This window comes from Pseudomonas sp. PICF6 (assembly GCF_009831705.1).
Lineage (GTDB): Bacteria > Pseudomonadota > Gammaproteobacteria > Pseudomonadales > Pseudomonadaceae > Aquipseudomonas > Aquipseudomonas rhizophila.
Genome location: NZ_WUUD01000001.1, coordinates 98,193 through 121,198, shown reverse-complemented (window position 1 = coordinate 121,198; position 23,006 = coordinate 98,193). Strand labels below are relative to the sequence as shown.

Here is a 23,006-nt window from a genome sequence, read left to right as displayed (position 1 = left end):
CGGCTGATGGAATCCCTGGCGCCGCTGTTGCTGTTTCTGGCGCTGTTCTGGATGTGGAAAGACACCGCCCTGGAGGCCGCACTGATCAGTTGGCTGGCGGGTCTGAGCCTGGTGGTATTGGCCGGTTGGGTCTGGCTGCGGCGGGACCACAGGTTCACCCTGCAATGGGATCGCTCCAACCAGAAGGAGCTGTTGCGCTACGGTGCCCGCAGCCACCCCGATTTACTGTTCCAGCAAGTGGTACTGCGCTCGGACTACCTGTTCATCGGCGCCCTGCTGGGCAGCACTGCCCTGGGCCATTACGCCATGGCCAGCGCCGCCGCCGAACTGCTGCTGATTGTGCCTGAGGCGGTCACCACGCCGCTGATGAAGCGTTTGCTGCAGCAGGACTCCGACATGAAACGCCTGACGCCTCTGGCCCTGCGCCTGACCGCCACGGTCATGCTCGGCGCCTGCCTGGGCATGGCACTGATTGGTGAATGGCTGATCGTCACGCTGTTCGGCGCGGCCTACCAACCAGCGTATCCCGCCTTGCTGGCGCTGCTGCCGGGGCTGTTCGGATTGTGCTACGCGAGCATCCTGCGCCTGGATCTGCTGGGCAAGAACCGGCCCGGCACGGTTTCACTGCTGATGGGTGTGGGAGCGTTATTGAACCTGGCATTGAACCTGATCCTGATTCCGCGTTACGGCATCGTCGGGGCCGCCGCGGCTTCTTCGATCGCCTATATGGCCGTGACCGTCGCGCTACTGACGATGTACTGCCGCCTCAGTGGCGTGGCGCTATGGCAGACGCTGATCATCCTGCCCAGTGACCTGCTGCCAATGCGGCAGATGCTGATGGGGAAATCCGCATGAACGCCGTCGTCAGGCAGATCGTCATCGCGAGCAGGCTCGCTCCCACAGTGGCTCGCCGCCGAACACAAGAGCTGCGGCCGCTACACCTCCAATGTGGGAGCGAGCCTGCTCGCGATGGGGTCGGCCCGGAGCTTATGCAAACCCCTCAGATCGGGTATCTCCTGCCCGGGGACACCCTGTTTTGCCATGGACTGGAACACACCTCGTTTCTCCCACCACGCCACCCGTCAGGAGGCACCATGAAGTCCCTGCAAAAATTGCGTGATCGCATCCAGAAGAAAGGCCTGCGCGCTGTGCTCAAACAGCTGTTCAGGCGCTACGTGTATTTCCACTCCCGACTGGTGTGGCTGCAGCACGATGTGCGGACCCCGCTTCCCCCGCATAACCTCAAACCCTACCCACCAATGCGCCTGGAGTTCATCACGGTCAGCAATGCCGACGCGTTTGCCCGGCACTTCGGCGACCGCGTCAAAACCATGCGCGAGCTGGCGGCGGAGGGCTACACAGGCTTGATGTACCTGGATGCTCAAGGCGACACCGTGGGTTTCGCCTGGGGCAGTACGCGAGACTATTTCGACCGCCATTTCTATCGCTGCAACTTCCCGATCCAGCCTGGCGAGTACTTTCAGTTCGGTGGCGAGATGATCCGTGCCTACTGGGGTTCCAGGATGTCGGCGGACATGCAGTTGGAAATTTGGAAGATCATGGCTGACAAAGGTTGCGACACGATGGTCGATGTCTGCGACTTGCAAAACATCCCGGCGATCAAGATGCACCTGCGCATGGGCTTCCAGGAGCGCGGCAAGATCACCCACGTGTATCGCCTGTTCGGTCACTGGCGGTTTTTCCGCGACACGTTTTACCGCGGCTCGGCACTGGGCGCTTTTCAAAAACCGGATCATCCGGTTGCATCGACTGCGGCGGCCTGATGTCCATGGCGATCCGGCTCAAATGGTGTCGCTCCTTGCCGTCCCAGCGGTGTGGCGCCGTGGCAGACACAGATCATCCTGCCCAGCGACTGGCTGCCGATGCGCCGGAGGCTGATGGGGACATCAGCATGAGTGCGCTCGTCAGCCAAAAACCCATCGCGAGCCAGCTCGCGATGGGGGCCATTTCCCAACCCGCCACCCGTCAGGAGGCACTATGAACGTTCTGCAAAAATTGCGTGATCGCATTCAGAAGAAAGGCCTGCGCACCGTGCTCAAAAAGCTGTGCAGACGCTACGTGTTTTTTCACTCCCAACTAATATGGATGGAGCGGGATCTGGTCAGTCCTGTGCGGCCTTGCAAACTTAAGCCTTATCCACCTTTGCGCAGGGAAGTCATCACTACCAGCAACGCCGACGCTTTCGCCACTCACTTCGGCGACCGTGTCGAGACCATGCGCGAATTGGCTGCCGAAGGCCACACCGGGCTGATGTACCTGGACGACAAGGGCGACACCGTCGGTTTCATCTGGGGCAGTCAACGCGACTATTTCGACCGCCATTTCTATGGTTGCTGGTTCCCGGTCAAGCCGGGCGAGTTCTTCGAGTTCGGCGGTGAAATGATCCGCGCCTATTGGGGCAGTCAGCTGTCGGTGGATGTGCAATTGGATCTCTGGAAGACCATGGCCGACAAAGGCAGCGACAAAGTAGTCGACGTCTGCGATCTGGAGAACATTCCAGCCGTAAAACTGCACCTGCGCATGGACTATCAGGAGCGCGGACAAATCACCCACGTGTATTGCCTGTTTGGCCGCTGGCGTTTTTTCCGCGACACGTTCTATAGCGGCTCACTACTGGACCCGTTTCGCAAACCGGCCCAGCCGTCCGCCACCACTGCGGCGGCCTGATGTCCATGGCGATCAGGTTCCAATGGTGCCGTTCCTTGGGCGCGGCGCAGTTCCCTGCAACAGCTTATGAACAGCTGCGAACCCTGGTGCCCGACACTACACCGTTCAACACATTGGCCTGGCTGCAAGCGGCGGAATTTGCGCTGCTGCCAGATCAGCAGCTCAACATACTGCTTGGCTGGCAGGATCAGACACTGTGCCTGTGTCTGCCGCTCATTTCGGGGCGCGAACGTATCTGTGGGCTGCGTTTCCGGGTATTGCGTCACTTGGGCTATCCATTGGCTGACCGCATCGCGCCGCTGATACGTCTGGACGCCGAGGGTATGGCAGAGGCGCTGATGCAGATCCGCCAACATCTGCCCCATGCGTTACTACAGTTGAATGAAGTGACCGAACCGGTGGGTGAAGGAAGCGTCCTCAGTGCCTGGATGGCCCTGAGCTCGACCGGGGAACGGCGACTCAGTTGCCGGGTGCCGGTGCATTTGATCAGCGACAGCGACCGCCAGGAGATATCCGGTGATCCGCGCTACAAGTTACGCCGGGCGCGCAAGCGGATCGCCGCATGCGGTGCCCAAATCCGCCGGGTGACACCCGATGCCATCAGCATGGGGCTGCTGCTGCACGACCTTGCCGAAGTCGAGGCAGCCAGTTGGAAAGGAGAAGAAGGTGTCGGCATTTTCGCCGACCCCAGCCGTCGGCAATGGATGAATCACGCCTTCACTGCGCTCGCCGCCGAGGGCATGGTGCGGGTGGTGATACTGGAACTGGACGGTCGCTGCATCAGTTATCGCCTCGGCCTGCTGGATCAGGGACGACTGTACGACTACAACCTGGCGTTCCTGCCACAGCATGCCGACCTGGGCAGTGGTCGGGTTCTGCTCGAGGAGTGGATTCGCTGGGGGCTGGATGACAACTGGCGCTGGATCGATGCCTCGCGGGTCAGCCTGGAGAACTCGAGCCATCAACTGCATGAACGCATGACCGGACAACTGGAGCACTGGCGTTGGAGTTTTTATTCATGGCAGCCCGATGGCCTGGTACTGGGGCTCGCCTTGCGGTTATGGAAAAGCCTGAAACCGTTACTGCGCAAGCGCCCGACCGGGCAAAGCGCGACAGCGACTTCGTCATCTACCCCCAAGCGCCAGGAGAATGTGAATGCCACGCCAAGTGATCGTCAACGCTGACGACTTCGGACTCGATCTCAACGAAAACTCCCTGATTCTGCGGGCCTTCGAGGCTGGCGTGATCAGTTCGGCCACGGCCATGGCCAACATGCCGGCTTTCGAGCAAGCTTGTGAAATGGCCCGCAAACCGCTACTCGACGGCCGAATCGGCCTGCATTTCAATCTCAGCTTCGGCCGCCCGCTGAGCCAGACCATTGCTTCGCGACCGGCGTTTTGCGACACGAACGGCGAGTTCGACCTGAACCTCTCGCGCTACTGCCTGCGCCTTGGTTCAAAGGACCTCCGCGCGGTACAGGAAGAGCTTGATGCCCAATGGCAACGCTGCCTGGACCACGGCCTGCGGCCTAGCCACCTCGACTCTCATCAACACGTACATAACATCTGGCCCATTGGAGAGCTGGTGGCCCGCTTTGCCGCCCGACACGGCGTGCCGATTCGGTTGGCGCGTAACCTGGGGGCGAATCTCAACCTGCCCAAGCGCCTGTTCAAGACCATGCTCAACCGTCGCCTGCGCAGCCTGTGCGGCGCGACAGCCGACTACGTCTGCACACCCGCCGACCTGCACCACGCCGCGCCGCCAGGTCACGGCTCGCTTGAGGTAATCGTTCATCCACTGCACCTGGATGAAGACTTTGGCGACGCGAGCCTGATGCCAGGGGACTCACTGACCCAAGTGTTGCATAAACGCCTGTCGGGCGTACCTAGGGTGGCGTACGGCGCGGCGGTGAAGGCTTTGATATTGACCCAATATGGGGATATGCAGTGATTTAGGATACGCGACAACAAGCCATCCGAAATCCCTCCACCCTTCGAGCGAATCTGATAAAAAGCACCTTCATGCCTTGAGTAGTGAATCGCATCGATGTCTTCGTCTCTTATCTCCCGCCTTGGGCGACGCTGGCTGGCTTTGCTGTGCATGAGCGCGATGGTGGTCGGGCTGCCGGTGGGCTGTGGCGTGTTGCAGCACAAGGAACGTGAACTGGTGTTTCGGATCGAGCCGGGTACGGCAACCTGGTTCAGCGGCTTGCCGGGCGACGTGCAGGAGTTCGACCTCAAGTCCAAGAGCTTCAAGGCCGGGGAAAATATCCACGGCTGGTGGTGGCCGGCCGAACGCAAGAACGCGCCGGCGATTCTGTACCTGCACGGGGTGCGCTGGAACCTGACCGGTCAGCTGTTTCGTATTCGGCAGTTAAGGGCCCTGGGCTTTTCGGTGCTGGCCATCGATTACCGTGGTTTCGGCAAAAGCCAGGGCGATCTGCCGTCGGAAGCCAGCGTCTATGAAGATGCGCGCATTGCCTGGCAGCGTCTTGAAGTGCTGCAACCGGACCCGGCCCTGCGGCTGATCTACGGCCATTCACTGGGTGGCGCCGTCGCGGTAGACCTCGCCGCGGAGCTTGGCCAGAAGGCGGCGAAAGACGGCAGCCTCGTGCCCGCCCGAGGTCTGGTCATCGAATCCACGTTCACCTCCCTGGGCGATGTCGCCACCGCCATGGCGAACACCTCCCTGCCGGTGCGCTGGCTGCTGTCGCAGAAGTTCGACTCCATCGACAAGATCCGCGAGATCAACATGCCCTTGCTGGTGGTGCACGGCGCCGCCGACCGCTACGTCCCGCCACGCTTGAGCGAACAATTATTCAACGCCGCCCTGGAGCCAAAGCGTCTGTTGCTGGTGCCAGGCGCAACCCACAACAACAGTATGAACCTGGCGGGCAGCACCTACCGCCAAGCATTGGAGACCCTGATGAAAGCCGGGCCATCGCCAGTGGCCGGACACCCTCCTACCAGCCCGGCCAAGGCGGGCTGATTCAAATCCGCCACCCAATCCCCCTGTGGGAGCGAGCCTGCTCGAGATGGCGGCGGGTCAGTTGGCATTAATGCGGGATGTGCCACCGCCATCGCGGGCAAGCCTTGCTCCCACCGTTTTGCGCGTCGAGGGGCCGGCCGCAAAAAAAAAACGGCACCTTACGGTGCCGTTCATTCATTGCAGGTCCAGCTTTATTTACGCGCCGCCTCCCATGATTTCAGCAGTTCGGCGTAGCTCACGGTTTCACCCTTAGGCTTCTCGTTGGCCAGTTTCGGCTTCGGTGCGCCCGGTTGGTCGAACCAGTATTGCGCGTCGCGCTCAGGGTTCATTTTCGGGGCGCAGGTGGCCTGGGCCTTGGAGCGTTCCAGACGGGTCATGATTGCGTCCTGATCCTTGGCCAACCCGTCGAGTGCCTGTTGCGGAGTCTTCTCGCCGCTGGCGGCTTCGGCGATGTGGCTCCACCACAGCTGAGCCAGGCGTGGATAGTCCGGCACGTTGGTCCCGGTCGGGGTCCATTGCACACGGGCCGGGCTGCGATAGAACTCAACCAGCCCACCGAGTTTCGGCGCCAGATCGGTCAAGGCCTGAGAGTTGATGTCCGACTCACGAATCGGCGTCAAACCTACAATGGTTTTCTTCAGCGATACGGTCTTGGACGTCACGAACTGCGCATAGAGCCAGGCGGCCAGCCTCTGCTTCTCAGGCGTGGACTTGAGGAACGTCCAGGAGCCCACGTCCTGATAGCCCAGCTTCATGCCCTCTTCCCAATACGGTCCGCGCGGCGACGGCGCCATGCGCCATTTCGGCGTGCCATCGGCGTTCATCACCGGCAGGCCCGGTTTGGTCATGTCGGCCGTAAAAGCGGTGTACCAGAAGATCTGCTGGGCGATGTTGCCTTGCGACGGCACCGGGCCGGATTCGGAGAAGGTCATGCCCGCCGCTTCCGGTGGCGCGTACTTCTTCATCCAGTCCACGTATTTGGTGGTGGCGAACACAGCCGCGGGGCCGTTGGTGTCGCCGCCACGGGTCACGCTGGAGCCGACCGGATGGCAATTTTCGACGCGAATACCCCACTCGTCCACCGGCAAGCCGTTGGGCAGGCCCTTGTCGCCGCCACCGGCCATGGAGAACCAGGCATCGGTAAAGCGCCAGCCCAGGGACGGATCCTTCTTGCCGTAATCCATGTGACCGTAGACGCGCTTACCGTCGATTTCCTTGACGTCTTCAGTGAAGAACTTGGCAATGTCTTCATAAGCCGACCAGTTCACCGGTACACCCAGCTCGTAGCCGTACTTTTCCTTGAACTTGGCCTTCAGGTCGGCCCGCTCGAACCAGTCGGCGCGGAACCAGTACAGGTTGGCGAACTGCTGGTCCGGCAGTTGATAGAGCTTGCCGTCCGGCGCGGTGGTGAACGAAGTGCCGATGAAGTCCTTGAGGTCCAGGGTCGGCGAGGTGTAGGCCTTGCCTTCGTTGGCCATCATATCGGTGATCGATGCGGTCTTGCCGTAGCGAAAGTGCGTGCCGATCAGGTCCGAGTCATTGACCCAACCGTCGTAGATGTTCTTGTCCGACTGCATCTGGGTCTGCAGCTTCTCCACCACGTCGCCTTCCTGCAACAGGTCGTGGGTCAGCTCGATCCCGGTAATGTCCCTGAAGGCCTTGGCCAGCACCTTGGATTCATATTCGTGGGTGGCGATGGTTTCCGACACCACGTTGATTTTCATGCCGCGAAATGGCTCGGACGCCTTGATGAACCACTTGAGCTCTTCGAGCTGCTGTTCGGCTGTCAGGGTAGACGGCTTGAATTCACTGCCAATCCATTTTTTCGCCGCGTCTTCATAGGCGTCGGCCCAGGCCGCAGCGCTCAACCCGCTGAGTGCCAGCACGGCTGCCAATGAAACGCTATGTCGCAGCTTATTGTTTTTATCGAACATAGAGACCTCCTGTTTGGGTTTAAGAGCCTGATCGTCGAACCTTCGACTAGCCCCACCGCATCACTGCCAACAGCCACACCAAAGACAACGCGAACGCTATCCAGATGCTCCAGTCGGTGGCGCCGATCACCAGCAGATGCAGGTAGGCGCTACCGAGAAGACCGATAAACAACCGATCGCCACGGGTGGTGGCAATCGGCAGGAAACCGCGCCGAGGGATACTCGGCGAACGCAGTTCCCACGTAGTCATGCCTGCCAGCAGCAAGGCGATGACACCAAAGAAGGCCGCCGTCGGGCCGGTCCAGTTCATCCATTCCATCATCGTCTCCTCAGACCCGGCCCAGGGCAAAGCCCTTGGCCACATGGTTGCGTACGAACCAGATCACCAGCATGCCTGGCAGGATAGTCAACACCCCCGCCGCCGCCAGCACGCCCCAGTCGATACCCGATGCCGAGACCGTGCGGGTCATGACCGCCGCGATCGGCTTGGCATTCACCGAGGTGAGGGTGCGCGCCAGCAACAGTTCGACCCAGGAAAACATGAAGCAGAAAAACGCCGTGACGCCGATGCCGGAGCCGATCAACGGGATGAAGATCTTCGCGAAGAACTTGGGGAAACTGTAGCCGTCAATGTAGGCAGTCTCGTCAATTTCTTTCGGCACCCCGGACATGAACCCTTCGAGGATCCACACCGCCAGCGGCACGTTGAACAGGCAATGGGCCAAGGCCACAGCGATATGAGTGTCGAACAGCCCGATGGACGAGTACAGCTGGAAGAACGGCAGCAGGAACACCGCTGGCGGCGCCATGCGGTTGGTCAGCAGCCAGAAGAACAGGTGTTTGTCCCCCAGGAACCGGTAGCGGGAAAACGCATAGGCCGCCGGCAACGCCACAGCCAGGGAAATCACCGTGTTCAGGCTGACGTAGTACAGCGAGTTCAGGTAACCGGTGTACCAGCTCGGATCGGTGAAGATCACCTTGTAGTTCTGGAAGGTGAAATCCTGGGGCCACAGCGTCAGGGTGCCGAGGATCTCGGTGTTGCTCTTGAACGACATGTTCAGCAGCCAGTAGATGGGCACCAGCAGGAACAGGATGTAGATCAGCAACGGAATCAGCTTTCTCTTGCTCATGGCGCGGGCCTCAACGGTTGGCGTCGGAATGAGTCATGGCGGTATAGAACAGCCACGACACCAACAGAATGATCAGGAAGTACACCAGGGAAAACGCTGCCGCCGGGCCCAGGTCGAATTGACCGATGGCCATCTGAGTCAGGGTCTGGCTCAGGAACGTGGTGGCGTTACCCGGCCCGCCGCCGGTGAGCACGAACGGCTCGGTATAGATCATGAAGCTGTCCATGAAGCGCAGCATCACCGCGATCAGCAGCACGCTCTTCATTTTCGGCAACTGAATATGCCGGAACACCGCCCAGTTGGAGGCCCGGTCAATTCGCGCGGCCTGGTAATACACGTCCGGAATCGCCCGCAACCCGGAATAGCAGAGCAGCGCCACCAGGGACGTCCAATGCCAGACGTCCATCACCAATACCGTGACCCAGGCGTCCATGGTGTTGGCCGCATAGTTGTAGTTGATGCCCATGGCGTTGAGCGTGGAGCCCATCAGGCCGATGTCGGCGCGGCCGAAAATCTGCCAGATGGTGCCCACCACGTTCCATGGAATCAGCAGCGGAATCGCCAGGATGATCAACACCAGGGACGACCATTTGCCCTTGGTCGGCATGGTCAGGGCGATGGCGATGCCCAGCGGAATCTCGATCAGCAGTACGCACGCCGAATAGATGAACTGGCGTAGTAACGAGTCGTGCAGCCGTGGATCGAGCAGCACCTGCCTGTACCAATCGGCACCGACGAAATAGCGGCTGGACTGGTCGAAGATGTCCTGCACCGAATAGTTGACCACGGTCATCATCGGGATCACCGCACTGAACGCCACCAGCAGGAACACCGGCAACACCAGCCACCAGGCCTTGTTGTTCTGCACCTTGTTCATGGCTGCACCTCGCTCAACGGTTCCAGCAAGTATTCATCGGCATACACCATCAGCCATTGGCCCGGAAAACTGATGTACGCAGTGCCTTCGGGCACCGGTTTGTCTTCGGCCAGGCGCACCTTGATCGGCGCGCCATCGAGGTTGAGGGTGAGGATCTTGTAGGTGCCCAGGTCCTCGACGTGGACCACATCGGCCCGCATCGCATCGTCGTAAGGCCCGTCCCAGACATGGACAAATTCAGGACGAATACCGACCTTCAGGCTTTTGCCTTCGGCCTGGGCAATACCGCGTTGCAACGTTTCGGACAGCGGAAAGTGGGTGGAAGCGAAACCGACGCCGCCGGGTTGTGCCGTGACCTCGATCAGGTTCATCCCCGGGCTGCCGATGAAATAGCCGACAAAGGTGTGGCTCGGACGCTCGAACAACTCCCGAGGCGTACCGAACTGCACGATCTGACCGCCATACATCACCGCGATCTTGTCGGCGAAGGTAGAAGCTTCCAACTGGTCGTGAGTGACGTAGACCATGGTGATATTGAACTGCTCGTGGATCTGCTTGAGCTTGCGCCGCAGTTTCCATTTCAGGTGCGGGTCGATCACCGTCAGCGGTTCATCGAAGAGGATCGCCGACACATCGTCGCGCACCAGCCCGCGCCCCATGGAGACCTTCTGTTTTTCGTCGGCGGTGAGGTTGCGGGCCTTTTTGTCCAGCAGGTTCTGCAGGTCCAGGACCTCGGCGATTTCCTGCACCTTGGTGTGGATTTTCGCCTCGGCCATGCCCTGGTTACGCAGCGGGAAGGCCAAGTTGTCGAACACCGTCATGGTGTCGTACACCACCGGAAACTGGAACACCTGGGCAATGTTGCGACGCTCCGGGGTCAGGTCGTTGACGACTTTGCTGTCGAACATCACTTGGCCTTCAGAGGGGCTCAGCAGTCCGGAAATGATATTGAGCAAGGTGGATTTGCCGCAGCCCGATGGCCCGAGCAACGCATAGGCGCCGCCCTGCTCCCAGATGTGGTTCATCTCGCGGATCGCGTAATCCTCTGGGCCCGCTGGGGTGCTGGTGTAGCTGTGGGCGAGGTTCTGCAAACGAATTTCAGCCATCAGGCAACCCTCGCAATACGCTGGCCTGGGGCTTGGACCAGCTTGCCCTGGGCATCGAAGACAAACAGTTTGTGGGTCGGAATGTAGATGCGGATCGGCTCATCCACGTCGTATTCATGGACGCCGGACAAGTGCAGCACCAGCAGGAAATGCTCGTTGCGCACGTGCAGGAATGTCTCCGAACCGCTGATCTCGGCCACCTCGACAGTCACCGCCAGTTCCAGGTCGTCGTCGTTGCTCGGCACCAGGGAAATATGACTGGGCCGCACACCGAAGCGGAACTCACCCTCGCCCACCGGCCGCAGATCGACGTTCAGCGGAAAGTGCACGAAATTGGCAAAGCTCACTTCATTGCCGGCGATGCGGCCCGGCATGAGATTGATCGGTGGCTCGGAGAACAGCTCGGCGGCCAGTACGGTTTGCGGCTGGTGATACACCGAGGCCGACTTGCCGCTCTGGATCACCCGGCCCTCATGCAGAATCGTCGTGGTGCCGCCCAAAGCCAGGGCTTCGTTGGGTTCGGTGGTGGCGTAGACGGCAATGGTGTGGCGGGCCTGGAACAGTTCGCGCATTTCCTGGCGAAGTTCCTCACGCAGCTTGTAGTCCAGGTTCACCAGGGGCTCGTCGAACAGGATCAGTTCGGCGTCCTTGACCAGCGCCCGGGCCATGGCGGTGCGCTGCTGTTGGCCACCGGACAGCTCCAGCGGGTGACGCTGCAGGAACTTCTCAATGCGCAGCATCTTCGCGGTTTCCAGCACCTTGCTCTGGATCACCTCGTTGGACACACCGGCCTGGCGCAGCGGCGAGGCGATGTTTTCGAACACCGTCATGGTCGGGTAGTTGATGAACTGTTGATAGACCATCGACACGTTGCGCAGGCGCACCGGGCGCTGGGTGACATCGACGCCGTTCATCAGGATGCGACCGCTGTCGGGCTTGTCCAGACCGGCCATCAGGCGCATGAGGCTGGTCTTGCCGGACAGCGTGCGGCCCAGCAGAACGTTGAACGATCCGGGTTCGAAACTCAGGTTGGCATCGTCGATCCAGGTCTGGCCTTCGACGGTGCGACAAATGTGCTCAAGCGTTAATGACATGGCTCGGCCTTTTTATTATTTGGAGTCAAGCGACCCGAGTCTAAAAGCGAAAGCCGTGCCAGAAATCACAAGCTCATGATCCTGTTGATTTTTTCTCTTATCCTTCAGAAAAGAACGTTCGTTGATGAACGAAAATGAACAACCTGACTGAACAACTGAACAGATTACTGGTTGACAATGAACAATTTTGAACAACACTGAATAGAGGTTTTCGGCCAGCCTGACTTCGATCCTGTGGGAGCGAGCCTGCTCGCGATAGCTTTGTGTCAGGCACATCAATGCTACTGATCAGACGCTATCGCGAGCAGGCTCGCTCCCACAGGTTTCGTATATCAAGTGACATTCAGGCATGCCCCAGCACAAGGAGGATGTGCGAGACTTATCACAACAATAAAAACAACATCTGCGAGAGTGCCCCATGGCCGCACCTGCTCCAGCCTTGTCCCACGAAGCCATCATCCAGGCCTCCTGGTCCCGCTGCCGCGCCTTTGGCCTGAATCACCAGAGTGTGCCTGCCTTCGATCAATTGCCCGCCGAAGGCATTGCCCAGTTGCTGGAAAGCCAGCATTCGCTGGTGCAGACCACCCACCAGGAAGTCCTGCCGTATTACGAGAATATCCTGAGCAACTCCAATTGCCTGATCATGCTGGCAGACAACCAGGGCCAGGTGCTGACCTCGTGGGGGACCCAGCGCTTTATCGAACCGAAACTGGCCCATGGTTTCAGCGCCGGGGCGAGCTGGATGGAGCGCTGCAGCGGCACCAATGCCATCGGCACGGCACTGGCCTGTGAACAGGCGGTGCACATTGAACACGATGAACACTTCCTCAAGGCCAACCGCTTCATGACCGGCTCCGCCGCGCCGATCTTCGACGCCGAGCGCAAGGTCATCGCAGTGCTGGACGTTTCCAGCGACAGCTACCTGCCGCCCTCCCACACCCTGGGCATGGTCAAGATGATGAGCCAGACCGTGGAAAACCGGCTGATCCTCAACCTGTTTCGCGGTGAACACTTCCAACTGACCTTCAACACCGGCTTGAACAACCTCGACAGCCAATGGGCCGGGCTGCTGATTTTCGATGAAACCGGCCAGGTGCTCTCCGCCAACCGCCGCGCCGACAATCTGCTGGGCCTGCGCCTGTCACGGGTGAGCATCGAAAGCCTGTTCAAGGTTTCGCTGCTGGAGCTGCTGAACCAGCCCGACGGCCTGCCGTTCGCCCTGCAAGCGTCGGGGAGCAATCGCTTCCAGTGTTTGCTCAGACGCCCGCAACAGGTGACGGTCAAGGCCCGGGTCTTCAGCGAGCCAGCGCCCTCGTCCGCCCCCGCCGCGAACGTGATCAGCCTCAATACCCTGCACTTCGGCGACAGCCGCGTGGAAAAAGCCGTACGCCAGGCCGAGCGCTTGCTGGAGAAGGACATTCCACTGCTGATCCACGGCGAAACCGGGGTCGGCAAGGAAGTGTTCGTCAAAGCCCTTCACCAGGCCAGCTCCCGCAGCAAGCAGCCGTTCATTGCGGTCAACTGCGCGGCGATCCCCGCCGAGCTGGTGGAATCGGAACTGTTCGGTTATGAAAAAGGCGCCTTCACCGGCGCCAATCAAAAAGGCAGTATCGGCCTGATCCGCAAGGCCGACCGCGGCACCTTGTTCCTCGATGAGATCGGTGACATGCCCCTCCCGACTCAGGCCCGATTGCTGCGAGTATTGCAAGAGCGTTGCGTGCAACCGGTGGGCAGCGCCGAGCTGTTTGCGGTGGACATTCGTATCATCTCCGCCACCAACCGCTCGTTGCGCGAACAGGTGCAACTGGGCCGGTTCCGCGAAGACCTGTACTACCGCATCGGCGGCCTGACCCTGGAACTGCCGCCCCTGCGCGAACGCAATGACAAACAGGCCCTGTTCAAACGTCTTTGGGAACACCACCGCGAACCCACACAATGGGCCGGCCTGAGCCGCGAAGTGCTGGATCTGTTCGAACGCCATCCATGGCCAGGCAACCTGCGCCAGGTCAGCAGCGTGCTGCAAGTGGCCCTGGCGATGGCCGAAGAGCAGCCGATCCGCCCGGAACATCTGCCAGACGACTTCTTCATTGATCTTGAAATGGAGCCGGTGGAAACACCGGAGCCGCTGACGGTCGACCTGAACGATGTCGAGGACCTGAACCGTCAGTTGCAGGCGGTGGGCGGGAACATCTCACACCTGGCGCGGCGGCTGGGGGTCAGCCGCAACACCTTGTACAAGCGCCTGCGACAACTTGAAAGCTGATGCAAAACCTGTGGGAACGGGCTTGCTCGCTCCCACAGGCGTTTCGCTTAACTGACAGGCATTACTCCGAATGAGACTGCTATTTATTCCATTGGCGCTTTAGTCGAACGCACCGTTAAGCACTTCATAGATGATGCCGGTGGCAATCGCCACCAGAATCAGGTCCGTGCCCACCTGCTGCCATTCGTACCCGTCATAGTGCGGCAGGCGTCCCAGCAAGCGCCCATCCAGCTTCTTGGCAATGCCCGGTGGCAACGGCTTGCCTCGGGCGAGGTTTTTCTGGATACCCGGCGGCAGTGGCGGACCGGGGCTCCAATAATCACGGTGACCGCTCACCAGGCCGAGAATGCCGCCGCGGTCGATGCTGGGGCCGTTGTGCCAATCACCACCCGATGGGTTGCCCTTGCCGCCCTGGTTACCTTTGCCGCCCTGATTGCTACCTGAGTTACCTTGACCGCCCTTGTTGCCCTGCCCGCCTTTGTTTCCTTGTCCTTGACCCTGGCCTTGATCGAATTTGGCGTTCCCCTTGTCGTTACCCGGGTTCGCCACTACAGCGGTAGAACCCGCCACGAGGGCGAAGCAGGTAACCGCAACAATCAACGAGCGCGATTTGAACATGGTGGTTCTCACTGAAAAGGGAACATCCCTGTGAATATAGAGGCTAACAGTGATATTAGTTCCATATCATACTGCGCGCTGACAGCAAGGCCCGATACCGTACAACGACGTTTCCAAGGAGCTCCATGCGCAAGGATTACCTGGCCTTTTTCGTTTCAATGTTCCTCTCACGGCTGGCCGACCAGATACTGCTGTTCATTGTCCCGCTGATTGTTTTCCAGACCACCCAAAGCGTCTCCTGGGCGGGCCTGGCTTTCTTCGTCGAATCCCTGCCACGCTTTCTGTCGTTCCCGATCTGCGGGGCGCTGTGCGACAAGTTCTCGCCCATTCGAATCCTGCACATCAGCCAGGTTTATCGCGCCGTGATGTGCATCGCCGCCGTGGTGCTCTTCATGATTTTTGGCGGCATTTATTGGATCGTCGCCCTCTCGGCGGTCTGCGGTGTATTGACCACCCAGGGCATCATGGCTCGCGAAGTGGTGATGCCCTACATCTTCAAGCATTACACCTACACCAAGACCTTGTCGTACTCGCAGATCGCCGACCAGACCGGGCTGGTGCTGGGCCCGCTGATCGCCGCGCTGATGCTGGAGGTATGGGCCTGGCACTGGGTGGTGCTGGCGATTGCCATACTGTTCCTGCTGGCGGACCTGGCGATGCTGTTCTGGCAGCGGACCAGCGCGGTGACGCTGGAAACCTTCGAACAACATCACGACGTCTGGCTGAACCCGCTGCGCATTGCCTTCGGTCACATCCGCAACCTGGCCGAGCTGAAAAAAATCATCGGCCTGGCCGTAGGGGTCAACCTGATCATCGGCGTCACCCTCGCCACCTCGGCGGCCATGGTGATCGGCGAGTACAGCGCCGGCAAGGACTACTACGCCTGGTTACAGGCAGCCGGGGCCGTGACCACCATCATCATTCTGTTCTTCCTGGCGCGGGTGACCTTGCCCTTGAGAGTCTTGGGCAGCGTGTCTTACACGCTGATCGCCGCCGGCGCCTTCATCACAGCACTCAGCCCGACAGTATGGGGTTACATCGTCGGATTTCTGCTGATCGTCGGCTTCGACAAGATGTTCAACGTCTACATACGCAGCATTCGCCAGCAGGTCATTCCAGCCAGGGATTTTGGCAAGACTGTCGGCGTCATTACCCTGCTCAACAACCTGTCACAGCCCTTGGCGGGGCTGTTGGTCGCGCTGCTGGCAGCGCCCGTCGGAACGCAGCAGGTGATCCTGCTGCTGGCGCTTGCCACCAGCCTGATCGGCATCACCGTGGTCGCGTTCTTCAGCAAGACGGCAGGCATGCCGGCCGGCTATGGCGCCGACACAGACGCTTGAGAAGTCGCCCGCGTCTTTAAATATTCATCTGTGGGCGGTTAGAGTTTCCCGGTGCCCACCATTCGTCGCTAATGGAAGGTGACGCGCATTTCGCCGCCACGTCTGGCTCAGGGTTTGCACCGACTTGTCATGGCAGCCCCAGGGCGACGTAACCCTGACGCGGCGGCCGTCTTATCACTGCTGGTCAGTCACCGGAGATGTACCGTGTCAACTCTCAATGAAATCGCAGCGAACCACGCGAGAATGGCAAAGGCAAAGGAAGAAGAGTCGATACGGCTACGTGCACTTCACAGTCAAATAGTCGGTAGTTTTGACATTGCGCCGGTCGAGGCGAAACAGAAGATGCCACTGCACTTCATGGCCGGCGTTCAGGACCACTCGTTTGGGGAGGCATTGGCCCTGAACTTCTGACCTGTGTTACTTGGAATTCATCGCCCGCTTGTGAGCGGGCGACATGGTTTCAGAACTGCCTGACCAAAGCGGCTGCAAGTATCCCGGCCGCAATCGCCGGCAGAGGTTTCTTCACGATCACCATGATGATTGCGGTGCTCAGCAAAGCCAGGCGCGCGCCGTTGTCACCCTCGATCGCCAACGGGGCAAGCACGGCCACCAATACCGAGCCGGACATTGCCGTGATGAATTGCTGCACCCGATAGTTGATCGGCACGAACGACATCACGAAAACACCGCCCCAGCGGGTCGCCAACGTCACGATGGCCATGATCAGGATGATGATCAGGGTGCCATGGCCCGCCGTGTCGATATTCATTGTTTTTTCTCCATCCACAACGCGCCCAGAATACCTCCCGCCAAAGCCCCCACCACGACATGACTGTTAGCCGGCAGATACCAGTAGGCCAACAGCGATGAACAGGCCGCCACCGTCCAGATGATGAGCATGCGCAGGTTCTTCTTCCCGCCCACGACCATCGCCAACAGGAAACACCCCATCACCATGTCGAGCCCGAAACTGACCGGGTCTTCAATGGCGCTGCCAAAGTGCAGCCCCAGCCAACTGCCCAGGATCCAGGCGACCCAGAGCGCGATGCCACCGCCAAATAAAAGCCCCAGCCCAGGTTTTCCACGGCTGAACGCTTGCATCGCCATGGCCCAGTTGGCGTCCGAGACCACCAGCATCACACCATAACGCTTGGCAACCGGCAGCTCCCGTAGCCATGGGTAGAGCGTGGCGCCCATCAACAGGTGCCGGGCGTTGATGGCAAAGACGGTGATCATCAACGGAACGACCGGGACCTGTTGGCCCCACAGATCCAGCGCAGCAAATTGAGAAGCGCCGGCGAATACCAGCGTGCTCATGAGCACGGCTGAAACATCACTCAACCCCGACTGCGCTGCGGCCAAGCCAAAGGCGACGCCGAATACAACGACGAACAGAGAAATGGGGAGCAGCTGTTTGAAGCCGTCGTAGATGTGATGGAGCTTTAGTTCATGCAGGCGAGATTCTACGTTCGACAAGAGATGGCCTCTTAAAATATTTGCTGCGTCACTTGAACAACCCAGGGCCGCAAGACAGGAACCGTGTCAGCAAAGAAGTCATGGGGAGCCCTACGATTCAATGTAGGGCTTCCTTTAGCCATTCTCGTCAGTTATCACTGCGAGCGCACTGAACTGCTGACTTACTCAACCGCCGACCGGCTGTTACGCCAGAACAGATACGCCAGCCCCACCGGCGCTATGAAAATCGCCAACGACCAGCACATCGCCATGGTGAAAACCTTCACTATCAGCATGAACAGCGCATTCACGAAAAAAACGTTGTTACCCATGATGTAGCCAACAACGCTTTCGTAGACGAACCGAGAATACGGATAGAGCAATGAGTTGATGACCGCCAACACAATCAGCCCAGGCTTGGCACCGATTCCTCCAGGGCCATTGGCGGCCAAAGAGATGATCATCACAGCGAACACCAGCCCAAAAAGGAACTGACGGATGTAATAGCTGGTAGTAAGACCCCCAAAGGTCTTGGCGAAAAATGAGTGCATAGAAGATCCCTCTTGAACGCTGATTTAAACGAGGCGCCACCATACCAGCATCATTTTTTCGCGCAAGATCAAGCAGATCCCCGGATTGATGTCAGCGCAAGCGGTAGACAATCGGACCGAGTCCTTGCTTTTAGAAACTGAGACCTACAAAAAACGGGCGACTCATAAGTCGCCCGCTTTTGCCATAAATCAGCAAGGACGAAAGCTAAGCGTCGGGATGCTCACTGGCCACCGAATCGGCGGCCTCCACATCAGACATATCCTCCTCGACAGGAGCCTCATCATCCGCCGGCAATGGAACCTCGGGGCCGTCCTTCTTGGGATCGTGGCCTGTTTCATTATCCGTGCCACGGGTTACGTCCTGCTGGGATTTGTTCCCAGGGGCATTCTCGTCGATTTCCATGATGGCTCTCCGTTCTGACGCGAGGGATTTCCACGCTTAAACATGAGAGATGTCTGGGCAACTGCAAGTGCCGGGCAATGGATGAACGGCAGGTACAGAAAAAACGGAGTTTGGATCGGTGGATTCAGGGAGCGTTGGCGCTGGACACGGAGTTCTGAGTGGACTGCGCCGCGCGCCGACGTTACTCACGGGACAGGAATCGGTCGATGATCATCGAGACCGCTTGCACCGGAGAGACCAAGGCTGTGTCTACGCAAAACGAAGCTTCATGCCATGGCTCATATTCATGATCCAGTACCGATTGCCAGGTTGGTGGAGTCAGCCCTGGAACATCAACCATCCTTGTTTCGACCCGGCGTCGATGTTCATCTTTATCGGAACAGACCACTTGGATATTTGCTAATCGGACACTGGCCTGTGAGGCGATTTCGCTCCACGCGATCCGGCTTTCGAGGACGGGATTGACACAATCAACAATGACCGTGCGGCCCAAACGAAGATTACTCCGCGCAAGCTCATTGGCGACCATGTAGCCACTGCGCCCCACATCTTGCGCAAGAGCGCCCGAGTTTCGAATCGCCTGCTCAATAGTATCGATCCGCAGGTACATGGCGCCTGTTGTCGCGGCGAGATCATTGGCGATAGTCGTTTTTCCGGTGCCGGGAAGGCCGCTGAAGACGATGAGCATTCCATATCCTTCGATTAATGCGTCAGGTAGAAAACCGGGGACCGACCACGATTTGGACCCTTGGAATCGTCCCGTTTCATATTGTGGGAGGTATCCCATTTTCCTTCACGCCTCAATGAAGAACCCTGCGGCTCTCCCCAATCCTGATCCTATCGAGCGCCCGGTTTAAAGCATCCAAGGCATCGAGCAGAGCTTTGGCCTCAGCTTCCCGACCATCACCCCAGAGGCGTTCAGCCATTTTGTTCAGTGCCTGGATAGAGCGTTCAATGTCAGCAGCCGTCGCTGCTTTGCTTTCCTGATGTTTCTTTGGCATTGGTTAACCCTTCCTCAGGGCGTGTTGCATCAGCTTCAGTGCGAATACTTCGCCAACCGGAACACCTGCTTCAAAATGGAGAACTGCCGCTCCTGCCTCTTGGCGAAGGAGAGAGAACTGGAGGGCCAGACCACAATTCTTCGTCTCTGATCACCCACCTGTCTCAAATCGTGACCTGCCCCGTTATTCGCTTTAATTACGAAAGAATCAATCTTTTGCAACAACTAATGTTTGCTGAGTACCCCATGCCAAAAAATATCCTAGGGCACACGTCTCAATAACGCCCAACCAAGGGTCATAATAATCGATTGTATTAGCAGAATCATCATATCCCAATACGACCACGTAGTGAGATTCAACAAATACCAAGAACCCTGAATATTGGCTTGCATACTGCAAAATAGGCTCCAGCTTTGCATAAGCTTTAAGCTCTCTTGCCCCATGCACAAGTCCAGTTTCCTTTGAAAAGTGATAGGTATTGTAATATTTGGCCAGCTCTTCTAACTGATGAAAAGTTATCCCGTCGTGAACCCATTCAGGATAGAAACCAATTACAGCCTGCTCCGAGACCTGAACATCATTTAATCGCATAAGCACTGAAAAGCTCGCAGCCCAGCAACTATGACTCACCTTTTGTATCTCAAGCTTAGGAAAAATAGAAAAAAACTTTTCTCGAGTGACACCTTCATATGCCATATGAACTCCCTTTCATTGGAAAGCCAATCGATCAATCCATACGTTAAACGTAACTGTCCAACTATTTACTTGTAGTTGATCAATGCACATTTTTCCACAATCTCGAGGATTCCTATGCCGGAGGCAGGATGCACGCACAATTCTTGAAAACTGGCAGCGGTCGCGGTCAACTCGCGGGTCCCGTCTTCCGCCTGGTTTCCGAAAACTTAACGGCAGCCAGTTTTTTCCCGAACCAACCAAAACAAAGGGCTTTCAGCGCGGCGAAATATATCTGTCCCCCCTTTTCCAATTGGCCTCGTCTTTCCTGCCCGGCTTCCGACATTCGCGCGACAGACGGGATCAGATCGAAGCCCGTCCACTTGAGAAGACCGCAGCCTCTTCAGATCCCGGTGCTGTTCGGGTCAATGGCAGTGGCGTGCTCCAGCTTTCTTGTCGTTATGACAGCCCTGCTTGTCCGTACGGCCACCATGAGCAATTGCGGATACAGAGGTGACTGCAATAATTGCTGCCAGTACTAGGGTGATGATTTTCATGGTCCACTTCCTGTGATTGCGAGTTCCTGGGTTGTGCCGATTTGGCTGACCGACGCGAGTAGATCGTGGGGCCTATATCTCCCCGCCTCGTCAGGCGATTCATACATGCTGAATGCATAGAATTTAGCACCATTACTTCGCCACTACGAGCCGCATAACAGGGCTTGCCCTTTGCCATAGGGTCAGGGGTAAAACTGGGAAAAGGCCACGGTTTTGGGGCCTCTTGTAATCGGCCCGATTCATAATCGTGGTATGTCCCGTTTCCTCCACCTCACAGCTGGGGTTCAGGAGAAAGCCGTTACCGTCGAGGGCAGCCTATCTTGAATGTCCGAATGGATAACGCCTCGTTACGCGCATCTTTTTCGTTCTGAGCCTTCATGGTGAAGCTACCGTCTTGGTAGCTGCGAGCCATAGCTTGGTTATTCTTATCGATTTCATCGTAGATGCGAGCACACTCGCTGGTCGTTGCTTCAGGAGTCGTCGGCACTGGCGCGTTTTCTATGTCCAGAACGTACTGGGATTTCTGATAGGCACAGCCGGTAAGAGCGAAGATAGCGAAAATTGTGATGACTTTATTCATGAGATTTCCATATCGTTAGTGAAACCAGGTCCGCTTTAGTAAACAACTGTGCAGCTCTTCCCAATCTTTCTTCAATAGGACGTCGCGATTGCCTGAGCAAGTTGCATATCAGACATCAGAGGTGACGTGTAGGTCGCGCGGTAATATCGGCAAGCCTGTTCGAACTGTGCACCGCGGATCTCGCCATCTGAACCCATAAACGCGAGCGCATCAGCCTTGGCAGGCTTGAAGTTCTTTGTAGCCTGCAGAGAGAGCCCAGTCGTTCCTGCAAGAAGGAAGGTAGGTGCCAGCGTTATCATCATCATCGAGTTTTGATACGAGCCCTTATCTTCCGCTACCGCTTGAGCGCTGATCGACACCATGATGGCGACGGCCACAGTCATCCATGAATCCATTCTTTGATGCTTCCATTTCGATCTAGGGGCACCACGATAGCAGAGTAGGTACTCACCACAAACAAGAAGCTCGGCGCTGGGCCGGGCCGTGCGAAAACCGGGACAGACTACGATTTTGCCCCCTTGGAATTGGTCCGTGCATACTGTGGAGAGGTATCCCGCTATCCTTCACGTCTCAATGAAGAACCCTGCGGCTCTCCCCAATCCTGATCCTATCGAGCGCCCTGTTCAAAGCATCCAAGGCATCAAGCAGGGCTTTCGCCTCGGCTTCACGACCATCGCCCCAGAGGCGCTCAGCCATTTTGTTCAGTGCCTGAATAGAGCGCTCAATATCAGCAGCCGTCGCTGCTTTGTGTTCCTGGTGTTTCTTTGGCATTGATTAACCCTTCCTCGGGGGGCATTCGCTTCATCAGCTTCAACGCGAATACATAACATGCCAGAACTCGATGCAAGTGTCCTGACCGTCAACACCCAACCATTCGCGCCGGGAAACCACGGCCATCGACAGATTGACCTGAGGGAAGCAGCATCTTCGGCAATGCGCCTTTGCGTTCCGGTCAATAGTACGTCACGAACAGTCTCTGCCCCCTGAGTGGTGTTGTCAGGAAATTCAAGAGGCAACAACTGTCCTAACACCCGAACAGCACAAGCCAGCACCCCGAATTGACGCTAACGGTAGGGTAGTCATCGTGCTAGTGGCTGGTGGTGACAAGTCTTCACATAGTTCTGATATCCGACGAGCGAAGAAATTGGCGAAGGAGATTTGAGCATGATCCAACACCTGACGACATTTGATATGGCCGCACTTCAAAGCGTTCGCACCCGGATCAAAGCCGAGACTCGATACCTTACTTAAAGTCATTTATGCGCTAGGCATTGATCTTCATGCGCAGCCTGGGCATGCAGCTAATCATTCACCTGCCTGACGAACGGATTAGACACAGGCGGACAAACCACGATTTTGAGTTCGCTTGTAAAATCGGCCCGTCTCATAATCATAGTCTGCCCCTGTTCTCCTCTTATGAAACGGGCGGCTTATAAGTCACCCGTCTTCATTATTTCGCCGCCTGCGCCCGCAATCGTCTTCCAATCACATCCATGACATCACAACCATCGCGTAACGAGGTGGTCAGCAATTTACAAAAATCTGTCAGCACCACCGTGTCTGAGTTGATGTCCGAGCGAAACGCGATATTTTCCAAGACTTGGGTCACCGTGCGGATGCGGTAATCGGCGGTTTCGAAAAGGACGTCTAGAGGCGCTTCGGTGTCGATGAGCAGGGTTGCGGGGATGCAGTCAATGCCGGTGATGGGCATGTATCGGGTCATGAGCAGTACCTTCATTCAATTGATAA

Annotated in this window: 28 protein-coding genes and 1 pseudogene; 10 read left to right on the top strand and 19 right to left on the bottom strand. The window is 57.9% G+C overall.

All coding sequences use genetic code 11. The features are described from left to right. From GSM73_RS00545 to GSM73_RS00520, 6 genes are all read left to right on the top strand, one after another. Positions 1 to 855 (top strand): oligosaccharide flippase family protein (locus GSM73_RS00545; protein ID WP_256676618.1); only part of this gene is annotated, 855 nt, incomplete at its 5' end. A gap of 239 nt (positions 856 to 1,094) precedes the next feature. Continuing rightward, a complete protein-coding gene (locus GSM73_RS00540) occupies positions 1,095 to 1,784 on the top strand; it encodes a GNAT family N-acetyltransferase (RefSeq protein ID WP_160891303.1) in 690 nt (229 codons plus the stop codon). A gap of 214 nt (positions 1,785 to 1,998) precedes the next feature. Then, a complete protein-coding gene (locus GSM73_RS00535; RefSeq protein WP_160891301.1) occupies positions 1,999 to 2,688 on the top strand; it encodes an N-acetyltransferase in 690 nt (229 codons plus the stop codon). A 5-nt stretch (positions 2,689 to 2,693) separates the two neighbouring features. Beyond that, complete coding sequence (locus GSM73_RS00530; RefSeq protein WP_047228568.1) at positions 2,694 to 3,872, top strand: GNAT family N-acetyltransferase; 1,179 nt, start codon at positions 2,694 to 2,696, stop codon at positions 3,870 to 3,872. Then, positions 3,844 to 4,638 (top strand): ChbG/HpnK family deacetylase, encoded by a 795-nt coding sequence (locus GSM73_RS00525; RefSeq protein WP_160891299.1) that lies wholly within the window; start codon positions 3,844 to 3,846, stop codon positions 4,636 to 4,638. The genes GSM73_RS00530 and GSM73_RS00525 overlap by 29 nt, the downstream gene beginning before the upstream one ends. 96 nt (positions 4,639 to 4,734) lie before the next feature. Beyond that, on the top strand, positions 4,735 to 5,676 hold the full coding sequence (locus tag GSM73_RS00520) for an alpha/beta hydrolase (protein ID WP_160891297.1): 942 nt from the start codon (positions 4,735 to 4,737) through the stop codon (positions 5,674 to 5,676). Positions 5,677 to 5,867: 191 nt separating this feature from the next. On the opposite strand, the gene GSM73_RS00515 is transcribed toward GSM73_RS00520, so the two are convergent. Genes GSM73_RS00515 through GSM73_RS00490 form a run of 6 tightly spaced genes read right to left on the bottom strand, consistent with a single transcriptional unit; the run spans position 5,868 to position 11,817 of the window. Next, a complete protein-coding gene (locus GSM73_RS00515; protein ID WP_047228549.1) occupies positions 5,868 to 7,610 on the bottom strand; it encodes an ABC transporter substrate-binding protein in 1,743 nt (580 codons plus the stop codon). Positions 7,611 to 7,656: 46 nt separating this feature from the next. Continuing rightward, a complete protein-coding gene (locus GSM73_RS00510; RefSeq protein WP_047228550.1) occupies positions 7,657 to 7,929 on the bottom strand; it encodes a DUF2160 domain-containing protein in 273 nt (90 codons plus the stop codon). 10 nt (positions 7,930 to 7,939) lie between these two features. Next, positions 7,940 to 8,740 carry a carbohydrate ABC transporter permease gene (locus GSM73_RS00505; protein ID WP_047228551.1) on the bottom strand — a complete coding sequence of 267 codons (801 nt, stop codon included), beginning with the start codon at positions 8,738 to 8,740 and terminating at the stop codon, positions 7,940 to 7,942. A gap of 10 nt (positions 8,741 to 8,750) precedes the next feature. After that, entirely contained in the window at positions 8,751 to 9,617 is an 867-nt protein-coding gene (locus GSM73_RS00500) for a carbohydrate ABC transporter permease (RefSeq protein WP_047228552.1), read from the bottom strand. Then, a complete protein-coding gene (locus GSM73_RS00495; RefSeq protein ID WP_047228553.1) occupies positions 9,614 to 10,723 on the bottom strand; it encodes an ABC transporter ATP-binding protein in 1,110 nt (369 codons plus the stop codon). Before GSM73_RS00495 ends, GSM73_RS00500 begins: the two co-directional genes overlap by 4 nt. Next, positions 10,723 to 11,817, bottom strand: a complete 1,095-nt coding sequence (locus GSM73_RS00490) for an ABC transporter ATP-binding protein (protein WP_047228554.1) — start codon at positions 11,815 to 11,817, stop codon at positions 10,723 to 10,725. Before GSM73_RS00490 ends, GSM73_RS00495 begins: the two co-directional genes overlap by 1 nt. Positions 11,818 to 12,235: 418 nt before the next feature. Here GSM73_RS00490 and GSM73_RS00485 point away from each other — a divergent pair, with 418 nt between their 5' ends. Next, a complete protein-coding gene (locus GSM73_RS00485) occupies positions 12,236 to 14,080 on the top strand; it encodes a sigma-54-dependent Fis family transcriptional regulator (RefSeq protein WP_047228555.1) in 1,845 nt (614 codons plus the stop codon). A gap of 99 nt (positions 14,081 to 14,179) precedes the next feature. Here GSM73_RS00485 and GSM73_RS00480 read toward each other — a convergent pair whose 3' ends face one another. Continuing rightward, entirely contained in the window at positions 14,180 to 14,698 is a 519-nt protein-coding gene (locus GSM73_RS00480; RefSeq protein WP_160891295.1) for an anti-virulence regulator CigR family protein, read from the bottom strand. Positions 14,699 to 14,823: 125 nt separating this feature from the next. Here GSM73_RS00480 and GSM73_RS00475 point away from each other — a divergent pair, with 125 nt between their 5' ends. Next, a complete protein-coding gene (locus GSM73_RS00475) occupies positions 14,824 to 16,038 on the top strand; it encodes an MFS transporter (RefSeq protein WP_160891293.1) in 1,215 nt (404 codons plus the stop codon). A 204-nt stretch (positions 16,039 to 16,242) separates the two neighbouring features. Further along, positions 16,243 to 16,449: a hypothetical protein gene (locus tag GSM73_RS00470; RefSeq protein ID WP_047228558.1), complete on the top strand. Its 207-nt coding sequence runs from the start codon at positions 16,243 to 16,245 to the stop codon at positions 16,447 to 16,449. 49 nt (positions 16,450 to 16,498) lie between these two features. On the opposite strand, the gene GSM73_RS00465 is transcribed toward GSM73_RS00470, so the two are convergent. From GSM73_RS00465 to GSM73_RS00415, 11 genes are all read right to left on the bottom strand, one after another. Then, positions 16,499 to 16,807 (bottom strand): AzlD family protein, encoded by a 309-nt coding sequence (locus GSM73_RS00465; RefSeq protein ID WP_047228559.1) that lies wholly within the window; start codon positions 16,805 to 16,807, stop codon positions 16,499 to 16,501. After that, positions 16,804 to 17,514: an AzlC family ABC transporter permease gene (locus GSM73_RS00460; RefSeq protein WP_047228560.1), complete on the bottom strand. Its 711-nt coding sequence runs from the start codon at positions 17,512 to 17,514 to the stop codon at positions 16,804 to 16,806. The genes GSM73_RS00465 and GSM73_RS00460 overlap by 4 nt, the downstream gene beginning before the upstream one ends. 161 nt (positions 17,515 to 17,675) lie before the next feature. Further along, the gene (locus GSM73_RS00455) at positions 17,676 to 18,044 is read right to left on the bottom strand and encodes a hypothetical protein (RefSeq protein ID WP_047228561.1); all 369 of its coding nucleotides are present in this window, start codon (positions 18,042 to 18,044) and stop codon (positions 17,676 to 17,678) included. A gap of 205 nt (positions 18,045 to 18,249) precedes the next feature. Then, positions 18,250 to 18,447: a hypothetical protein gene (locus GSM73_RS00450; RefSeq protein WP_047228562.1), complete on the bottom strand. Its 198-nt coding sequence runs from the start codon at positions 18,445 to 18,447 to the stop codon at positions 18,250 to 18,252. 181 nt (positions 18,448 to 18,628) lie between these two features. Further along, a complete protein-coding gene (locus GSM73_RS00445; protein WP_160891291.1) occupies positions 18,629 to 19,135 on the bottom strand; it encodes an AAA family ATPase in 507 nt (168 codons plus the stop codon). Positions 19,136 to 19,247: 112 nt separating this feature from the next. Beyond that, positions 19,248 to 19,448 carry a hypothetical protein gene (locus GSM73_RS00440; protein ID WP_007895617.1) on the bottom strand — a complete coding sequence of 67 codons (201 nt, stop codon included), beginning with the start codon at positions 19,446 to 19,448 and terminating at the stop codon, positions 19,248 to 19,250. A 207-nt stretch (positions 19,449 to 19,655) separates the two neighbouring features. Beyond that, the gene (locus GSM73_RS00435; protein WP_076383937.1) at positions 19,656 to 20,144 is read right to left on the bottom strand and encodes a papain-like cysteine protease family protein; all 489 of its coding nucleotides are present in this window, start codon (positions 20,142 to 20,144) and stop codon (positions 19,656 to 19,658) included. A gap of 401 nt (positions 20,145 to 20,545) precedes the next feature. After that, positions 20,546 to 20,677: a YHYH domain-containing protein gene (locus tag GSM73_RS00430; RefSeq protein WP_160891289.1), complete on the bottom strand. Its 132-nt coding sequence runs from the start codon at positions 20,675 to 20,677 to the stop codon at positions 20,546 to 20,548. Between the two features lie 298 nt (positions 20,678 to 20,975). Further along, positions 20,976 to 21,257 (bottom strand): hypothetical protein, encoded by a 282-nt coding sequence (locus GSM73_RS00425; protein ID WP_076383936.1) that lies wholly within the window; start codon positions 21,255 to 21,257, stop codon positions 20,976 to 20,978. Between the two features lie 71 nt (positions 21,258 to 21,328). Further along, complete coding sequence (locus GSM73_RS00420) at positions 21,329 to 21,652, bottom strand: DUF2388 domain-containing protein (RefSeq protein WP_047230558.1); 324 nt, start codon at positions 21,650 to 21,652, stop codon at positions 21,329 to 21,331. Positions 21,653 to 21,827: 175 nt separating this feature from the next. Beyond that, on the bottom strand, positions 21,828 to 22,028 hold the full coding sequence (locus tag GSM73_RS00415) for a hypothetical protein (protein ID WP_160891287.1): 201 nt from the start codon (positions 22,026 to 22,028) through the stop codon (positions 21,828 to 21,830). Between the two features lie 430 nt (positions 22,029 to 22,458). Between GSM73_RS00415 and GSM73_RS26595 the strand changes: the two are divergent. Next, positions 22,459 to 22,578 (top strand): annotated as a pseudogene (locus tag GSM73_RS26595) (transcriptional regulator); the annotation flags it as partial. A 129-nt stretch (positions 22,579 to 22,707) separates the two neighbouring features. Here GSM73_RS26595 and GSM73_RS00410 read toward each other — a convergent pair. Next, positions 22,708 to 22,980: a hypothetical protein gene (locus GSM73_RS00410; protein ID WP_160891285.1), complete on the bottom strand. Its 273-nt coding sequence runs from the start codon at positions 22,978 to 22,980 to the stop codon at positions 22,708 to 22,710. Between the last annotated feature and the right edge of the window lie 26 nt (positions 22,981 to 23,006).

Coding starts and splice junctions, on each gene's coding strand:
- GSM73_RS00540 (WP_160891303.1), top strand. CDS start 1,095: ATGAAGTCCCTGCAAAAATTGCGTGATCGCATCCAGAAGAAAGGCCTG.
- GSM73_RS00535 (WP_160891301.1), top strand. CDS start 1,999: ATGAACGTTCTGCAAAAATTGCGTGATCGCATTCAGAAGAAAGGCCTG.
- GSM73_RS00530 (WP_047228568.1), top strand. CDS start 2,694: ATGGCGATCAGGTTCCAATGGTGCCGTTCCTTGGGCGCGGCGCAGTTC.
- GSM73_RS00525 (WP_160891299.1), top strand. CDS start 3,844: ATGCCACGCCAAGTGATCGTCAACGCTGACGACTTCGGACTCGATCTC.
- GSM73_RS00520 (WP_160891297.1), top strand. CDS start 4,735: ATGTCTTCGTCTCTTATCTCCCGCCTTGGGCGACGCTGGCTGGCTTTG.
- GSM73_RS00515 (WP_047228549.1), bottom strand. CDS start 7,610: ATGTTCGATAAAAACAATAAGCTGCGACATAGCGTTTCATTGGCAGCC.
- GSM73_RS00510 (WP_047228550.1), bottom strand. CDS start 7,929: ATGGAATGGATGAACTGGACCGGCCCGACGGCGGCCTTCTTTGGTGTC.
- GSM73_RS00505 (WP_047228551.1), bottom strand. CDS start 8,740: ATGAGCAAGAGAAAGCTGATTCCGTTGCTGATCTACATCCTGTTCCTG.
- GSM73_RS00500 (WP_047228552.1), bottom strand. CDS start 9,617: ATGAACAAGGTGCAGAACAACAAGGCCTGGTGGCTGGTGTTGCCGGTG.
- GSM73_RS00495 (WP_047228553.1), bottom strand. CDS start 10,723: ATGGCTGAAATTCGTTTGCAGAACCTCGCCCACAGCTACACCAGCACC.
- GSM73_RS00490 (WP_047228554.1), bottom strand. CDS start 11,817: ATGTCATTAACGCTTGAGCACATTTGTCGCACCGTCGAAGGCCAGACC.
- GSM73_RS00485 (WP_047228555.1), top strand. CDS start 12,236: ATGGCCGCACCTGCTCCAGCCTTGTCCCACGAAGCCATCATCCAGGCC.
- GSM73_RS00480 (WP_160891295.1), bottom strand. CDS start 14,698: ATGTTCAAATCGCGCTCGTTGATTGTTGCGGTTACCTGCTTCGCCCTC.
- GSM73_RS00475 (WP_160891293.1), top strand. CDS start 14,824: ATGCGCAAGGATTACCTGGCCTTTTTCGTTTCAATGTTCCTCTCACGG.
- GSM73_RS00465 (WP_047228559.1), bottom strand. CDS start 16,807: ATGAATATCGACACGGCGGGCCATGGCACCCTGATCATCATCCTGATC.
- GSM73_RS00455 (WP_047228561.1), bottom strand. CDS start 18,044: ATGCACTCATTTTTCGCCAAGACCTTTGGGGGTCTTACTACCAGCTAT.
- GSM73_RS00450 (WP_047228562.1), bottom strand. CDS start 18,447: ATGGAAATCGACGAGAATGCCCCTGGGAACAAATCCCAGCAGGACGTA.
- GSM73_RS00445 (WP_160891291.1), bottom strand. CDS start 19,135: ATGCTCATCGTCTTCAGCGGCCTTCCCGGCACCGGAAAAACGACTATC.
- GSM73_RS00440 (WP_007895617.1), bottom strand. CDS start 19,448: ATGCCAAAGAAACATCAGGAAAGCAAAGCAGCGACGGCTGCTGACATT.
- GSM73_RS00435 (WP_076383937.1), bottom strand. CDS start 20,144: ATGGCATATGAAGGTGTCACTCGAGAAAAGTTTTTTTCTATTTTTCCT.
- GSM73_RS00430 (WP_160891289.1), bottom strand. CDS start 20,677: ATGAAAATCATCACCCTAGTACTGGCAGCAATTATTGCAGTCACCTCT.
- GSM73_RS00425 (WP_076383936.1), bottom strand. CDS start 21,257: ATGAATAAAGTCATCACAATTTTCGCTATCTTCGCTCTTACCGGCTGT.
- GSM73_RS00420 (WP_047230558.1), bottom strand. CDS start 21,652: ATGGATTCATGGATGACTGTGGCCGTCGCCATCATGGTGTCGATCAGC.
- GSM73_RS00415 (WP_160891287.1), bottom strand. CDS start 22,028: ATGCCAAAGAAACACCAGGAACACAAAGCAGCGACGGCTGCTGATATT.
- GSM73_RS00410 (WP_160891285.1), bottom strand. CDS start 22,980: ATGACCCGATACATGCCCATCACCGGCATTGACTGCATCCCCGCAACC.